This window comes from Streptomyces sp. NPDC051563, from assembly GCF_044454225.1.
Lineage (GTDB): Bacteria > Actinomycetota > Actinomycetes > Streptomycetales > Streptomycetaceae > Streptomyces.
Window position 1 is genome coordinate 61,547 of sequence record NZ_JBITDL010000035.1, and the last position, 15,454, is coordinate 77,000.

General features: G+C 71.5%; 14 protein-coding genes. 10 read left to right on the forward strand and 4 right to left on the reverse strand.

What is annotated here, in order from left to right; all coding sequences use genetic code 11:
- The first annotated feature begins 44 nt into the window (after nt 1-44).
- The 8 genes from nadC (at nt 45) to ACIA8F_RS32685 (ending at nt 4,853) form a co-directional block, all read left to right on the forward strand.
- Entirely contained in the window at nt 45-992 is a 948-nt protein-coding gene (gene nadC / locus ACIA8F_RS32650) for a carboxylating nicotinate-nucleotide diphosphorylase (protein ID WP_399384306.1), read from the forward strand.
- Nucleotides 993-995: 3 nt separating this feature from the next.
- Nucleotides 996-1,805, forward strand: coding sequence for a type III pantothenate kinase (locus ACIA8F_RS32655; protein ID WP_383955093.1), 810 nt, complete (start codon nt 996-998; stop codon nt 1,803-1,805).
- Nucleotides 1,806-2,001: 196 nt separating this feature from the next.
- Complete coding sequence (locus tag ACIA8F_RS32660; protein ID WP_383955091.1) at nt 2,002-2,187, forward strand: DUF397 domain-containing protein; 186 nt, start codon at nt 2,002-2,004, stop codon at nt 2,185-2,187.
- 130 nt (nt 2,188-2,317) lie between these two features.
- Entirely contained in the window at nt 2,318-2,986 is a 669-nt protein-coding gene (locus ACIA8F_RS32665) for a hypothetical protein (RefSeq protein ID WP_399384253.1), read from the forward strand.
- A gap of 13 nt (nt 2,987-2,999) precedes the next feature.
- A complete protein-coding gene (locus ACIA8F_RS32670; protein ID WP_399384254.1) occupies nt 3,000-3,173 on the forward strand; it encodes a hypothetical protein in 174 nt (57 codons plus the stop codon).
- 111 nt (nt 3,174-3,284) lie between these two features.
- Complete coding sequence (locus tag ACIA8F_RS32675; protein WP_399384255.1) at nt 3,285-3,809, forward strand: BlaI/MecI/CopY family transcriptional regulator; 525 nt, start codon at nt 3,285-3,287, stop codon at nt 3,807-3,809.
- Between the two features lie 9 nt (nt 3,810-3,818).
- A complete protein-coding gene (locus tag ACIA8F_RS32680; RefSeq protein WP_399384257.1) occupies nt 3,819-4,349 on the forward strand; it encodes an amino-acid N-acetyltransferase in 531 nt (176 codons plus the stop codon).
- Between the two features lie 165 nt (nt 4,350-4,514).
- On the forward strand, nt 4,515-4,853 hold the full coding sequence (locus tag ACIA8F_RS32685) for an Lsr2 family protein (protein WP_250752815.1): 339 nt from the start codon (nt 4,515-4,517) through the stop codon (nt 4,851-4,853).
- Here ACIA8F_RS32685 and ACIA8F_RS32690 read toward each other — a convergent pair.
- The gene (locus ACIA8F_RS32690) at nt 4,835-5,476 is read right to left on the reverse strand and encodes an SCO3374 family protein (protein ID WP_399384259.1); all 642 of its coding nucleotides are present in this window, start codon (nt 5,474-5,476) and stop codon (nt 4,835-4,837) included. The two genes, ACIA8F_RS32685 and ACIA8F_RS32690, sit on opposite strands and share 19 nt — an antisense overlap.
- Before the next feature lie 487 nt (nt 5,477-5,963).
- On the opposite strand from ACIA8F_RS32690, the gene ACIA8F_RS32695 reads away from it, so the two are divergent.
- On the forward strand, nt 5,964-8,489 hold the full coding sequence (locus ACIA8F_RS32695) for an ATP-dependent Clp protease ATP-binding subunit (protein ID WP_399384260.1): 2,526 nt from the start codon (nt 5,964-5,966) through the stop codon (nt 8,487-8,489).
- A gap of 85 nt (nt 8,490-8,574) precedes the next feature.
- Here ACIA8F_RS32695 and ACIA8F_RS32700 read toward each other — a convergent pair whose 3' ends face one another.
- Complete coding sequence (locus ACIA8F_RS32700) at nt 8,575-11,562, reverse strand: NACHT domain-containing protein (protein WP_399384262.1); 2,988 nt, start codon at nt 11,560-11,562, stop codon at nt 8,575-8,577.
- A gap of 401 nt (nt 11,563-11,963) precedes the next feature.
- Here ACIA8F_RS32700 and ACIA8F_RS32705 point away from each other — a divergent pair, with 401 nt between their 5' ends.
- On the forward strand, nt 11,964-12,578 hold the full coding sequence (locus ACIA8F_RS32705; RefSeq protein ID WP_399384263.1) for a M23 family metallopeptidase: 615 nt from the start codon (nt 11,964-11,966) through the stop codon (nt 12,576-12,578).
- A 61-nt stretch (nt 12,579-12,639) separates the two neighbouring features.
- Here the strand turns inward: ACIA8F_RS32705 and ACIA8F_RS32710 are convergent, their stop codons facing one another.
- Both ACIA8F_RS32710 and cseC read right to left on the reverse strand, forming a co-directional pair.
- On the reverse strand, nt 12,640-13,959 hold the full coding sequence (locus tag ACIA8F_RS32710) for a LamG-like jellyroll fold domain-containing protein (RefSeq protein ID WP_399384265.1): 1,320 nt from the start codon (nt 13,957-13,959) through the stop codon (nt 12,640-12,642).
- 130 nt (nt 13,960-14,089) lie between these two features.
- Nucleotides 14,090-15,403, reverse strand: a complete 1,314-nt coding sequence (cseC, locus tag ACIA8F_RS32715; RefSeq protein ID WP_399384266.1) for a two-component system sensor histidine kinase CseC — start codon at nt 15,401-15,403, stop codon at nt 14,090-14,092.
- Nucleotides 15,404-15,454 lie beyond the last annotated feature (51 nt).

Here is a 15,454-nt window from a genome sequence, read left to right on the forward strand (position 1 = left end):
CGCACGAGCACGACCACACCCACGAGCACGCCGAGCTCCCCCTCGTGGGCCAGAGCGAAACCGGCGGCTGCGGCGACGACTGCGCCTGCGGCGAAGGCGAGGAGTCCGGCCTCGACCCGGCACTCGCCGAACTGCTGGAGGAAGCCGGTCTGGACCCCATCGAGGTCGAGGACATCGCGCACATGGCGCTCTCCGAGGACCTCGACGGCGGGGTCGACGTCACCACCGTCGCCACCGTCCCCGAAGAGGCCGAGGCGATCGCCGACTTCGTCGCCCGCGAGGACGGCGTCGTGGCCGGCCTGCGCATCGCCGAGGCCGTGTTCTCGGTGGTCTGCACCGAGTCCTTCGAGGTCGAGCGGCACGCGGAGGACGGCGACAGCGTCAAGGCCGGGGACGTGCTCCTGTCGGTGCGCTCGCGCACCCGGGACCTGCTGACCGCCGAGCGCAGCGCCCTGAACATCGTGTGCCGCCTGTCGGGCGTCGCGACGGCCACCCGCCGCTGGGCCGAGGTCCTGGAGGGCACCGGCGCCAGGGTCCGCGACACCCGCAAGACCACCCCGGGCCTGCGTTCCCTGGAGAAGTACGCGGTGCGCTGCGGCGGCGGGGTCAACCACCGCATGTCGCTGTCGGACGCGGCGCTGGTCAAGGACAACCACGTGGTCGCGGCCGGCGGGGTGGTCCAGGCCTTCACGGCCGTGCGGGAGGCCTTCCCGGAGGTTCCGATCGAGGTCGAGGTCGACACCCTGGAGCAGGTCGGCGAGGTCCTGGAGGCCGGTGCGGACCTGATCCTGCTCGACAACTTCACCGTGGCGCAGACCGCGGAGGCCGTCGCCCTGGTGGCCGGCCGCGCCACCCTGGAGTCCTCGGGCCGCCTCACCCTGGACACCGCCCGCGCCTACGCGGAGACCGGCGTCGACTTCCTCGCGGTCGGCGCGCTGACCCACTCCTCCCCGATCCTGGACATCGGCCTCGATCTGCGCGAGGCGGTGTAACCGATGCTCCTCACCATCGACGTGGGCAACTCCCATACGGTCCTTGGCCTGTTCGACGGTGACGAGATCGTCGAGCACTGGCGGGTCTCGACCGACCCGCGCCGCACGGCCGACGAGATGGCCGTGCTGATGCAGGGCCTGATGGGCATGCACCCGATGCTCGGCAACGAACTGGGCGACGGCATCCACGGCATCGCGATCTGCTCGACGGTGCCGGCGGTGCTGCACGAGCTCCGCGAGGTGACCCGCCGCTACTACGGGGACGTCCCCGCGGTGATCGTGGAGCCCGGCACCAAGACGGGCGTGCCGATCCTGATGGACAACCCGAAGGAGGTCGGCGCGGACCGCATCGTCAACGCGGTCGCCGCCGCCGAGCTCTACGGCGGGCCCGCGATCGTCGTCGACTTCGGCACGGCGACCACCTTCGACGCCGTCTCCGCCAAGGGCGAGTACGTCGGCGGGGTGATCTCCCCGGGCATCGAGATCTCCATGGAGGCCCTCGGCGTACGCGGCGCCCAGCTCCGCAAGATCGAGCTGGCCCGCCCGCGCAACGTCATCGGCAAGTCCACGGTCGAGGCGATGCAGTCGGGCGTGGTCTACGGGTTCGCGGGCCAGGTCGACGGGATCGTGGGCCGCATGGCCAAGGAGCTGGCCGGCCCGAACGGCGTCCCGGACGACGTCCGCGTCATCGCCACCGGCGGCCTGGCCCCGATCGTCCTCGGCGAGGCCGAGGCCATCGACGACCACGAGCCCTGGCTCACCCTGATCGGCCTGCGGCTGGTCTACGAGCGCAACGCGCCCTCCTTCGGCTGACCGGGCGCCGACGGCCCCCGCCCTCCCCCTTCGGGAGGCCGGGGGCCGTTTTCGCGTCCTTACCGCGTCCTGACGCCCGGCATGACAATTTCCCCGGAAATGGCCGGACCACGGCCGTCGCGGGGATAACGTGCCCCACGAGAAGTACCGGGAGCCCGTCCCCGGCGCCACAGCGCCAGTGACCGGAGGAGACGCCATGAACGCTCGGCCCGCCTGGCAGAAGTCCTCGTTCTGCGGCGAGGGGGACAACTGCGTGTACGTCAGCGCCGCCCCCGGAACCCTGGTCCGCGTGGCCGACCGCGCCGACCCGGCCCATCTGGTCCTCGCCACCACCCAGGCCGCCTGGGCCGATTTCCTCCGCGTGGTCAAGCAAGCGGACTGACACCCTCCGATCCTTCCCGCCCGGCATTCCCGCTCCGGGCTCTGCTCTTCCCGGGGCTTTCCCGCGGGGACACGCGCCCTGTACGTGTTCACTCAAGGGATTTTGTCCGATTAGCGCGTATCTTCGGCCCATGCCCACGCCCTACGGATCCCGCGGCGGCATGGCGTTCGGCGCCGATGAGCTTCACGTGCTCAGGCGTTCGCTCGCTCACGCCCTTCAGTCCTCGACGGCCCCCCTCACGGCCGTCGAGGTCCAGGACTGCCTGCGCCTCGCGGCGTCGGTGGACGACGCGGTCCAGGAGGCGGGGAGACTCAGAGCCTTCCTCCTCGCCGACCTGGCGCGGTACAGAGCCGCCCTGCCCGGCAGCCTCTCCGGCTACCTGGAGCTGCTCCAGGACGCCCTGGCCGCCGGCTACGAACCGGTGCCGGACGACCTCGCCGCCCTCCGCGCGCTGCGCGCCAACCCGGTCGCCGGGGCGCTGCTGGAGCGGGCCCAGACCATCGCGGAGCGCTCCGTACGCCGCAGGCTGTCCACGGCGCCCGCGCCGCGCACCCGGCTGCTGACCCTCGCCGGCGGCACGGACACCCGGGGCTCCGGCGGCCGGGGCTCCGCCAGCAGGGACACCGACGGCCGGGGCACCGACAAGGGCGGCTCCGGCAAGGAGAACGACCCGGCGCGCCCCAAGACCGAACCGCGCCCCGACGACCGCCCGGCCCGGCCCATCCCGACCCCGGGCGAGGTCTTCCCGCCCCGCCGCAAGCCCACTCCGCCCCCGGAGGCCGGGCGCGCGGTCGGGTAGCTAGGCTGGGGGCATGGACTACGTTTCCGCGCTCGTGCCCCCCTTCGTGATGGCCGTGTTCTTCATCGCGCTCGTCGTGACGATCGTGAAGAGCCAGGGCGGCGCCAACAAGGCCAAGGAGGACGCGGCCGTCGACGCCGTGCTCGCCCGCGCCGAGGCCGCCCAGCAGTCCCAGCCCCAGCAGTAGGCCCCCTCCACGGGGGCGGGCGTACGGCCTCGAGGCCGTACGCCCGATTTTGTTGCGCCTTGCCGCCCGGATAGCCGCGCAATTCACCACAACCCGCACTATCGTGCTGCTGTGCCTCGCCCCTTGGGAGAACTCGAAGACGCAGTCATGACGCGGGTGTGGCAGTGGAACCGCCCGGTCACCGTTCGCGAAGTCCTGGAAGACCTGCAGCAGGAACGGTCCATCGCGTACACCACGGTCATGACCGTTATGGACAATCTTCATCAGAAGGGCTGGGTCCGCCGCGAAGCGGAAGGCCGCGCCTATCGATATACGGCCGTCTCCACCCGGGCCGCTTACTCGGCCGCACTGATGAACGAAGCCTGGTCCACGAGCGACAACCCGGCAGCCGCCCTCGTGGCCTTCTTCGGCATGATGTCGGCGGAACAGCGCGAGGCACTCCGGGACGCCGTGCGCATCGTGCAGCCGGCAGAACCCGAAGCCGCACAGGAACCCCAAGCCGTACAGGAACCCCAAGCCGTACGGGAACCCGAAGCCGCGCCGGTACCCGGAGCTTCTCCGGAGTCGGCGGCTTCCCCGCCGCCCGCAAGCACCGAAGGCGACTCCGCGGCACCGGGGACCGCGCCGGGGGGATAACGTCCGGGCATGGGTGAGTTTTCCGCTGCACATGCAAAAACCGTGACGATCCGCCGAGCGCGCACCGGTGACGTTCCCGCGCTGCGCCGCCTGCTCGACCAGTACGTACAGCAGCGGATCCTGCTGGACAAAGCGCCGGTCGTCCTTTATGAGGACATCCAGGAGTTCTGGGTCGCGGAACGCGACTCCGATGGCCAGGTGGTCGGCTGCGGCGCGCTCCACGTGATGTGGGAAGACCTGGCCGAAGTCCGCACTCTTGCCGTCGACCGCGACTTGAAGGGCGGGGGAGTCGGACATCTCGTGCTCGACAAGTTGCTGGAGACCGCTCGCAGGGTAGGTGTCAGCCGAGTTTTCTGCCTGACCTTCGAAGTGGACTTCTTCGCGAAGCACGGCTTCACCGAGATCGGCGAGACCCCGGTCGACACCGATGTCTACATGGAGCTGCTGCGTTCCTATGACGAGGGTGTCGCCGAGTTCCTCGGTCTCGAACGAGTGAAGCCGAACACCTTGGGCAACAGCCGGATGCTTCTGCACCTCTGATCGATCACGCAGGGGATTTCCCGGGACCCCGGCCCCGGGGCCTATGTCCGAATCGCGTATGTTTCCCGACCCGTTGCGGACCCGAACCCGTGACGGGGGGTTTGTGTTTTCCAGTCAAAAGCGGTTTCCTTTCCGCGTACTGCTTTTCGATGAAAGGAAATCCCGGTGGCACAGAAGGTTCAGGTCCTTCTTGTCGACGACCTCGACGGCGGCGAGGCGGACGAGACGGTGACGTTCGCTCTGGATGGCAAGACCTACGAGATCGACCTCACCACCGCCAACGCTGAAAAGCTCCGCGGGCTGCTCGACCCGTTCACCAAGGGCGGTCGCCGCACCGGTGGCCGTGCCGCGGCGGGTCGTACCAAGGGCGGCCGCGCCGCCGCGACGTCCGGCAACCCGGACACGGCCGAGATCCGCGCCTGGGCCAAGGCCCAGGGCATGAGCGTCAACGATCGCGGCCGCGTGCCGCAGGAGATCCGCGAGGCCTACGAGAACCGGGGCTGACCTCCGGTCGGAATCCCGGTGCCGATGCGATGCGCAGAGGCCGTACGCCGCCGCAGCCGCGCCCGGTGGCATTCCGTCGCCGCCGCCGCGACCAGGCGTACGAGACCGGGCCCGGTGGCGCCCGCGCCACGACCGGGCCCGGAGCCCTGCCCCGCAGCGGGCAGGGCGGGCAGCAGTGCCTCACACCCCTGCTCGGGGGGCCGCAGCCACACGGCGGCCCCCCGAGGGCTTTCCCCGGGCCCCACCAGGTGTCCCGGAGGCAGTGGAGCGGTGATCCGGCCACCCGTACCCAGGGCGGCGAGATCCAGGGCCACCCCGCCCCACTCCAGCCAGTCGAGCAGCCCTTCCAGCTCGTCGGCGCTCCCAGGGGCCACCAGGAACCGCATCCTGCGGCCCATCAGGGCCACGGGACCCGTGACGGCATCGCGGCAGGGCCCCCGCAGCACCGCCGTGCCGGCATCGGCCGGCAGCTCCAGTACGTCGAACCGCACCCCGGTCACCAGCTGCGCGGGCGGACCGCCGGCCACGGGCCAGCCGAGCACGCGCGGGTACCAGTCGGCCGGGAGCTCCCCGATCGGAGCGCGGGGGAGCGGGACGGTGGCGGGCGGCGCGGTGAGGGCCATGTCCGGAGCAACTGCGGAAACGCTCCGGAGTTACGCGGGAAGGAGCGTCCGATGTGACGCAGGGCACTCGCATCAATGCGGAACGTAAACCTCCGCAGGGCCGGAGTCTCACATACGGGACGGATGCGTGTTCGCCCGTAGCGGAGGGATCAGTCGTCCACCAGCGTGAACTGTCCGCTCTTACGGGTAAGACATTCCTAGTGGATCGGGGCGACACGCTGTTTTGCAGGGTCCGAGACCGGCTTCCGTTCGCCATCGGCGTACACCTGTGACGGGTATCTGCCTGGCCTGCGGGAACATCGTCTCGCACCATCGGGTTGGAGCAGTTGTCGGCACTTACAGCCGGGTTTTCCCACGGACGTGAGGGTGAGCCGCGGACGGATGTCGGCAGTTGGAATGAGCTGTCCCGCCCCGCGGGACTAGCATGCGGAAGGACAGGGCGGGGACCGACCCCGAACTGCCCGACCGCTCTGAGGAGCGATAAACGATGTTCGAGAGGTTCACCGACCGCGCGCGGCGGGTTGTCGTCCTGGCTCAGGAAGAAGCCCGGATGCTCAACCACAACTACATCGGCACCGAGCACATCCTCCTGGGCTTGATCCACGAGGGTGAGGGTGTCGCCGCTAAGGCCTTGGAGAGCCTCGGGATTTCGCTCGAGGCTGTTCGCCAGCAGGTTGAGGAGATCATCGGACAGGGGCAGCAGGCCCCTTCCGGCCACATCCCCTTCACCCCGCGGGCGAAGAAGGTCCTGGAGCTTTCGCTCCGAGAGGCCCTCCAGCTCGGCCACAACTACATCGGCACCGAGCACATCCTGCTCGGCCTCATTCGCGAGGGCGAGGGCGTCGCCGCCCAGGTCCTGGTGAAGCTGGGCGCCGATCTCAACCGAGTCCGGCAGCAGGTCATCCAGCTGCTCTCCGGCTACTCCGGCGGAGGCAAGGAGTCGGCAACGGCCGGCGGCCCGGCCGAGGGCACGCCCTCGACCTCGCTCGTCCTGGACCAGTTCGGCCGCAACCTCACGCAGGCGGCTCGCGAATCCAAGCTCGACCCGGTCATCGGGCGCGAGAAGGAGATCGAGCGGGTCATGCAGGTGCTCTCCCGCCGGACCAAGAACAACCCGGTCCTCATCGGCGAGCCCGGCGTCGGCAAGACCGCCGTCGTCGAGGGCCTGGCCCAGGCGATCGTCAAGGGCGAGGTCCCCGAGACCCTCAAGGACAAGCACCTCTACACGCTTGACCTGGGTGCCCTGGTCGCCGGTTCCCGCTACCGCGGTGACTTCGAAGAGCGCCTCAAGAAGGTGCTCAAGGAGATCCGCACCCGCGGCGACATCATCCTGTTCATCGACGAGCTCCACACCCTCGTGGGTGCGGGCGCCGCCGAGGGCGCGATCGACGCCGCCAGCATCCTGAAGCCCATGCTGGCCCGTGGTGAGCTCCAGACCATCGGTGCCACGACGCTCGACGAGTACCGCAAGCACCTTGAGAAGGACGCCGCTCTCGAGCGCCGCTTCCAGCCGATCCAGGTGGCGGAGCCTTCCCTCCAGCACACCATCGAGATCCTCAAGGGCCTGCGCGACCGCTACGAGGCCCACCACCGCGTCTCCATCACGGACGAGGCCCTCGTGCAGGCGGCCACCCTGGCCGACCGGTACATCTCGGACCGCTTCCTCCCGGACAAGGCGATCGACCTGATCGACGAGGCCGGCTCCCGGATGCGCATCCGCCGGATGACCGCGCCGCCGGACCTCCGCGAGTTCGACGAGAAGATCGCGAACGTGCGTCGCGACAAGGAGTCGGCCATCGACTCCCAGGACTTCGAGAAGGCGGCTTCCCTCCGTGATTCGGAGAAGCAGCTGCTGGCGGCGAAGGCCAAGCGCGAGAAGGAATGGAAGGCCGGCGACATGGACGTCGTCGCCGAGGTCGACGGCGAGCTCATCGCCGAAGTCCTCGCGACCGCGACCGGCATTCCCGTCTTCAAGCTCACCGAGGAGGAGTCCTCGCGACTGCTCCGCATGGAAGACGAGCTCCACCGTCGCGTCATCGGCCAGAAGGACGCCATCAAGGCGCTCTCCCAGGCCATCCGCCGTACCCGTGCGGGTCTGAAGGACCCGAAGCGTCCCGGTGGCTCGTTCATCTTCGCCGGTCCGTCCGGTGTCGGTAAGACCGAGCTCTCCAAGACGCTCGCCGAATTCCTCTTCGGCGACGAGGACGCGCTGATCTCCCTCGACATGTCGGAGTTCAGCGAGAAGCACACGGTTTCCCGTCTCTTCGGTTCGCCCCCCGGCTACGTGGGGTACGAAGAGGGCGGCCAGCTGACCGAGAAGGTCCGCCGGAAGCCGTTCTCCGTCGTCCTCTTCGACGAGGTCGAGAAGGCCCACCCGGATATCTTCAATTCCCTTCTCCAGATCCTGGAAGACGGTCGCCTGACCGACTCCCAGGGCCGGGTCGTGGACTTCAAGAACACGGTCATCATCATGACGACCAACCTGGGTACGCGGGACATCTCGAAGGGCTTCAACCTCGGCTTCGCGGCCCAGGGAGACACCAAGACCGGATACGACCGGATGAAGGCGAAGGTCAACGAAGAGCTCAAGCAGCACTTCCGGCCCGAGTTCCTCAACCGTGTCGACGACACGGTCGTCTTCCACCAGCTCACCGAGGAAGACATCGTCCAGATCGTCGACCTGATGATCGCGAAGGTGGACGACCGCCTGAAGGACCGTGACATGGGCATCGAGCTCAGCACGGAAGCGAAGGCACTGCTGGCCAAGCGCGGCTACGACCCGATCATGGGTGCCCGCCCGCTGCGCCGCACGATCCAGCGCGAGATCGAGGACGTGCTCTCGGAGAAGATCCTCTTCGGCGAGCTGCGCCCCGGTCACATCGTGGTCGTCGGCAAGGAGGGTGAGGGCGAGGAAGCCAAGTTCACCTTCCGGGGCGAGGAGAAGACTCCGATCGCGGACCTTCCCCCCGTCGAGGCGTCGGGCTCCGGCCCGGACCTCACCAAGGGTGCGTAAGCGCTAGCCGCTCTCAGCGGTACGAAGGGGCGGCCCCGGGACCGAAAGGTTCCGGGGCCGCCCCTTTGCCGTGGGCCGCCGCCGGTCAGCCCTCGTAGGCCTCGGACGCCAGCGTCCGCAGCTCCGCCTCCGGGAACCGGTGGGCCGCCCGTGTCCTGGCGGACCCGTCCCACCAGCCGCCGAGGGCGTGGACCGTGAGGGTCCTGAGGGAGGGGAGGTGCGCTAGTGCGGCGAGATCGTCCGTCGCCCGGGCGGGCACGGTCAGCTCCCGCAGGCCCTGAAGTGCCGAGAGTTCCGCCCAGGTGCCCTTCCCGCCGGGGTGCCAGTCCTCCCCGAGGAGCAGGGCACGCAGGCTGTCCAGCCGCCCGAGGCCCACCAGCTCCGGGTCCGCCTCGGCCACGTCGATCAGCTCCGGGCGGGCTTCGGGGGCGAAGTCGGTGAAGGACCAGGCGCGGTGCCCCGCGGCGAGCCTGAGCTCGCGCAGCCGGGTCCAGGAGGCCAGGGCGGGGCCGAGGGGAACGTCGCGGCCGGGGCCGAGGGCCACCTCCTCCAGGGGGAGCCCGTACAGCGCGCTCAGGTCGAGCAGCGCGGGCCAGGGCCCGATGGTGAGCCTGCGCAGGGAGGTGTGGCCGCGCAGGAACCCGAGGTCGCCGCCGCCCACGTCGGGCAGGCGCAGTCCCGCCACCGGCTGGCGGGCGAGGAAGCGCGTCAGGGCTTCCCGGGTCACCGAGGGGCCGATGGACAGGTCGGGCGGGCCGGTGAAGCCCTTCAGGGCGGCGAGGGCGGAGTCCGATCCGACGAGGAGACCGGTGGGCGGCGGGACCATGCGGGCGAGCACCTCGGCCGCGTAGTGATCGGTGTCGAACCGTTCCCAGAGCCGGGTCAGCGTCTCGCGGACCTGCTCGTTGCCGTGGAGGCGGTACTCGGCGAGGTATCCGATGGCCGCCTCGGAACCGGTCTCGGCGGCCGCGATCACGTAGCGGCGGGCGTGCCGGTGGACCTCCGGGTCGCGGGGCAGCAGGTCCAGGATCAGCGGCCCGATCCGGCCGAGCGCGTACGCGGCCTCGTCGCTGCGCGGCGGAATGAGCCGGCGGGCCGCCTCCCGCACCTCCCGGCGCAGCCCGGGGTCCAGTTCGGTCGCGTACTCCAGCGACGCGAGGGCCAGCAGGACCGACCGGTCGGAGTCGCGGACCAGCAGGTCGCCGATGATCGCCGCGCGGTCGTGGGGGCGGCCCTGGGCGACCGCCATGCGGATGACGTCCTCCCACTGGTCGTCGTCCGCGTGCCGGGTCAGCTCCCCGAGGCCGCCCTCGTCCAGTGCGGCCCGGGCCCCGAGGAAGTCCTGGAAGGTGCGGTGGACGAACTCCAGGGTGTCCTCCGTGGGCGCGCGCAGGAGTCCGGTCCGCTCCAGGAAGTGCCGCAGGACGGCCGGGGCGTCCCCGAGCACCTGGGCGGCCGGTACGGCGGGCAGTGCGCCGCCGATGAGCTCCTCGGCCCGCTTCCGGGAGAGCTGGGTGCGGCCGTTGCGGATCAGCCAGTACGCGAGCCGCTGGAGGAGCTGGAGCTGCGGCTCCTCGGCCAGGTCCGGCAGACGCAGGTCGCGCTCACGGTCGCGGCGGTGGAGCAGCATCGACAGGGCGGCCGTGTAGAGCTCCTTGCGGCCCGAGGGCAGGAAGCCGTGCCGTTCGCGGTGCAGGGCGCAGATCAGCCCGCACAGCAGCGGGTTGGTGGCGAGCCGCGCCAGCTCCGGCTTGCCGGCCAGGGACGACAGCAGCTGGTCGCGGAGGTGCTCGCCCGCCTCGGCGGCGCGGTGCCAGCGGGTGACGAAGCCGGCCACGTCGGACCGGTTCATGGGGGCGAGGGTCAGCTCGGCGAACTCCTCGGCGGCCAGCCAGTCCTGCCGGACCGCGGAGGGCCGGGAGGTGACCAGCCAGCGGTTGCCGGGATAGGCGGTGAGCAGATCGGTGAGCCAGTCGCGGGCGCGGTCCCGCTCGCCCTCCGGGATCTCGTCGATGCCGTCCACGAGGACCAGGCCCCGCCCCGCGCCCAGGACCCGGCTCTCCCATCCCTCGGGGGCCCGGCCCTTCAGGGCGGTGGCGACCAGGAAGTCCTCGGGGGCGGGCAGGCGCTCCCCGTAGCGGGTCAGGTTCCGCAGGGGCAGGACGAAGGGGACCGGGCCGCCCTCGGGCTCGTCGCGGGCGGTGGAGACGGCCAGCCACTGGATCAGGGTGGTCTTGCCGGAGCCCGCCTCGCCGCGGAGCAGGACGCACGGCTCGAAGGCGAGGACGTCCTCGGCGCGCCGGGAACCCGGGCCCGGGGCGGCTGCCCGGGGCGGGACCTCGGCGCCGGCCTCACCGCCGGTGCGGCGGGGTCGGGGGGCCGTCTCCAGGCTCACGTACGCGGCGTCCAGCGGCCAGCGCGCCGAGCCCGGCGGCAGGTCCACCCCGAAGATCGTCAGGGTGCCGTGCCGCTTGACCAGGTACTCCCGGTACCTCGCCTCGAACTCCGCGTCCCGGCCGTCCTGCCGCGGGATCCGGGCCAGCAGGGCGTCGATCTTGGCGATGGCTTCGGCCTGGCGGCGGGCCTGCTCGACCAGGGCGGACGGGATGTAGGCGGAGCGGGTCGTGAAGAAGTGCAGGATGTGCAGGCAGGTGGTTTCCAGGAGCCGGTCGTGGAAGAGCTCGGCGTCCCGGCCCAGGCCCGTGGCCGGAGCCGCCTTGCGCAGTTCGGCGGCGAAGGCGCGTGCGCCCATCCCGACCGCCTCGGCGTCCTCCAGGGCCAGGTCCCCGAGGGCGTGCAGGGTGACGGCCAGTGCGGCCGCGACGCCCGCCTCCCCGCCCGGCGGCAGGGGTCGTTCGCCGGGGGCCCGCAAGGCCTCCTCGACCAGCTTGCCGGCCAGCCGGCGCAGGTCGTCGCGGGAGAGGGAGCGCTGTTCGCGCAGGGAGACGTACGAGGAGATCCGCACGGGCCGGTCCACGAGGCCGGCTCCCGCGCCCTCCCCGCGGAAGAGCTTCTTCAGGAGGGGGGTCACGACCCCCGAGGCCAGCCGGATCCCCACCACGGATGCGTCCACGGGCCGGAGCGTAGCTCCGGTGTGACGCCGGTCGCAGGGCTTTGGTCCCGGCCGGGGGCGGGCGGAGGTCCCGCGCCGGTGACAAGCCGCACAGGGCAAATCGGACCTACTAGGAGCATTCGTAGAGATCGATGTCCGATTTGCCCCACCGTTGGGCCAGTGGGGAGGCGGTCAACAGGGCTGACAGCCCCCTCTGTATCTACGAGCCCGGGTAGTAACGCGGAGGTTTGGGGAAGCCGGGGTGCGCGGGTTACCAAGGATGGGCAAGCAAGCCCGGCACCCGCTCAGCGTGCCGGGTCCTTTCTTGCCCGAAGCACCCGCAGTACCCGCAACACACGCAACACCCGCAACACACGCAACACCCGCAACACCATCCCCGTCCCCGGCCCGGAGGTTCCTTCATGTCCGCGAAGCGCGTCAGCACCCGTCGTACCCGTATCGCCATCGGCGCCACCGCCCTCGGCGCGGCCCTGGCTCTCGGGGCCGGGACGACCGCCGCGTTCGCCGACGAGGTGCCCCAGGCCGAGCTGACCGGCACGGTCCAGCTCGTCGCCGAGCAGGCCGCCGCCCAGACCGCGGCCCTCAAGGCGCAGGCCGCCCTGTGGGAGAAGCCGGTGTCGAAGTACACGCTCTCCGCGACCTTCGGCAAGGGCGGCACCATGTGGTCGCACAAGCACTCCGGCCAGGACTTCGCCGTCCCGGTCGGCACCCCGGTGGACGCCGTGTCCGCGGGCACCGTGGTCAAGGCCGGCCCCAACGGCGGCGGCGACGGCCCGGCCTACGGCAACGCCATCGTGATCAAGCACGCGAACAACACGTACTCCCAGTACGCGCACCTCTCGAAGATCCAGGTCAAGATCGGCCAGAAGGTCTCCAAGGGCGCGCGGATCGCCCTCTCCGGCAACACCGGCAACTCCAGCGGCCCGCACCTCCACTTCGAGATCCGGACCACCCCGAACTACGGCTCGGCCGTGAACCCGGTGTCCTTCCTGCGGTCGGTCGGCGTCACCGTCTGACCTGTGGCCGTCCGGTCTGTGGCCGTCCGACCTGCCACAGACCCGTCAGCCAGTCAGCCCGTCAGCCCGTCACCCAGGCGTGGGTGCCGGTGGCGCGGGCGCCGGCGTCCAGCTCGCCCTTGCGGTAGGCGGTGGCCTGCTCGGGGGTGAAGGCCGACCCGTAGAACCGGATGTAGTTCATGGAGCCCGTCCAGGCGCCGGCCCACGCGTCCTGGTGGCGGGCCCGGCCCAGTTGCAAGGGGCCCGAGCCCTGCCAGATCCCCGGGACCGCGGCTTCGCCGACCTTCTTGCCCTCCACGTAGAGGTAGATCATCTTCTTCTCGGCGTCGTGGACGGCCGTCAGCACGGTCCAGACCTTGACCGTCTTGGCCCCCTCGGCGGCCACGGTCACCATCGTGGGAGCGGCGCCCTGCGCGTTGGTCCGTACGCGGAACACCCAGGCCTGCTTGTTGTTCACCGTGTCGGAGCCCAGCTCGAACGAGAACGTCGCCCCGCTGCCCTGGCTCAGGACGATGTGCGCACCCTTCGCCGGCGAGGTGTTCCTGACGCGCGCCGAGAGGGAGAAGCTCTTGGTCGTGTCCACGGCCGCCTCGGTGGCCTGGGCGTACGAGGTCGGGGTGCCCTTGAGGGTGAGCTCGTGGCGCGCGCCCACCTGGGGCACCGTGGCCTCGGGGCCCATGCGCACGTTGGTCTTGCCGACGGTGTCGCGGAGCAGGGAGGGGTCGCTCGCGACGGTGGGGGAGTAGGACTTCGAGGGGGACGCGCCGGGGTCGGGGGATCCGGACGCGGACGGGGACGTGGAGGGCGCGTTGTCGGCGACGTCGTTCTTGCCGCCGCCGCCCGGCTCGTCGTTCTTCAGCAGGACGAACGCTCCGCCGCCGGCGAGCAGCAGGAGCACGGTCACCGCGCCGCCCACCATCCACAGCCGCTTCTTGCGCCGCTCGCGCGTCGACCGGTCGGCCATCGCCTCCCAGTCCGGCTGCTCGCCGAAGGGCGCGGCCGGCAGGTCCTGGCCGGGGCCGGGCGGTCCGGCCGGGCCGGGCTCCCCGGGGAACGGCATCGGGGGGCCGAAGGTGCCGGGCGCGGGCGGACCCGGCGGGTAGCCGTAGCCGCCGCCCTGCTGCGGGTAGCCGTAGCCGCCGCCCTGCTGCGGGTAGCCGTATCCCTGGCCCTCGCCCGACGCGGTCCGGTCGGGCGAGTCCTGCGGGTAGCCGTAGCCGTCGTCGGGCGCGTGCCGGTCGTACGGGGCGTTCGGGTCGGGACGGCCGGGCGGGAACCCGTAGCCGCCCGGCGCGGGTATACCCGGCGGGAACCCGTAGCCGCCGCTCTCCGGGGCCGGCTCGGGCTGGGGGCTGTGCGGGTGCTCCGTACCGTCAGTCATGGTTCGGATGCTAAAACATCGGCGTCCGCAATCGAACAGCCGATGGCCGCGATGCGACACCGATACCGGGCCGGACCGGGCGGGACCGGCCAGCACCGGCCGGGTCCGGGCGGCCTCCGCCCGGACCGTCTCAGCCCTCCCCGCGCAGGACCGGGAAGCTCCCCGTCGCCGTCGGCGCGTGCTCCGGCAGCCACAGCACCGCCACCGCCCCGGCCGCCGAGCCGCCCTGGACGAAGCCGCCGGGGGCCGCCACGTTGCGGAAGGTCAGCCGGGCGCCCAGCACCCGCGCCTGCCCCTCGGCGATGGTCAGCCCCAGCCCGTGTCCGACCCCGGCCCGGTCCGTGGACCCGGTCCGGAAGCGGCTCGGGCCCTCGCGGAGCAGGGCCTCGGGGAAGCCCGGCCCGTGGTCCCGGACCCGTACGACCCGGCCTTCGACGTCGACCTGGACCGGCGCCCGCCCGTACCGCGCGGCATTGGCGAGCAGGTTGCCGAGGATCCGCTCCAGGCGGCGCGGATCGGTGCTGACGATCTCGTCCGCGACGATCCGTACGCTCGCCTCCGGCATCAGCGAGCGGACCCGGCGGTGCACGAACTCGCCCAGCGCCACCTCCTGGAGCTCCGCCCGCTCGGACGCGCTGTCCAGCCGGGCCACCTCCAGCACGTCCTCGACCAGCGCGCGCAGCGCCTGCGCGCGGTCCCGTACGAGCTCGGTCGGCCGGCCCGGGGGCAGCAGTTCCGCGGCCGTGAGCAGGCCCGTCACCGGGGTGCGCAGTTCGTGCGCGATGTCGGCGGTGACCCGCCGCTCGGCTTCCAGCCGCTGCTGGAGCGCGTCCGCCATCGCGTCGACGGCCCGCGCGAGGTCGTCGGTCTCGTCGCGTACGACGCCCCCGACCGCGTCCCGCACCCGTACCTCGGGGTCCCCGTGCGCCACGCGCTGCGCGGCGGCCGCGGCCTTGCGCAGCCGGCGCGAGATCTGGCCGCCGATCAGCACGCCGAGCGCCGATCCGCCGACCACCACGGCCACGGAGCCGATGACGAGGGCCCGGTCCAGGTCGCGCACCATGTTGGCGCTCTCCCGGAACTGCGTGTGCAGCGACAGCACCTGCCCGTTGCCGAGCGGTACGGCCGCCCACACCTCGGGCAGACCGCGCGGGTTGTCCTGGATGTAGGTGCCGCGCCGCCCGGACCGGGCCTTCTCGCGCAGCTCACCGGGCAGGTCCGGGTCGTTGAGCTTGGCGCCCATGGGGGGCTTGCGGCCCGCCTCGGCGTTGCGGGAGATGAACTGCACCCGGTCGAGCTGCACCTCGCGCGCGCTTTCCAGCATCGATACGCGGGCAGCACTGTGGACCACCAGGCTCAGTGCGATGGCGGTCAGCGCGCCCACGGACGCGATGGCGAGCGTGATCTTCCAGCGGATCCCGGTCCGCAGGGTGAACCGCTTCATGCAGCCTTCATTCCCGTTTCGTTCCCGGGCTCGTCGTTCATCCCGCGCTCG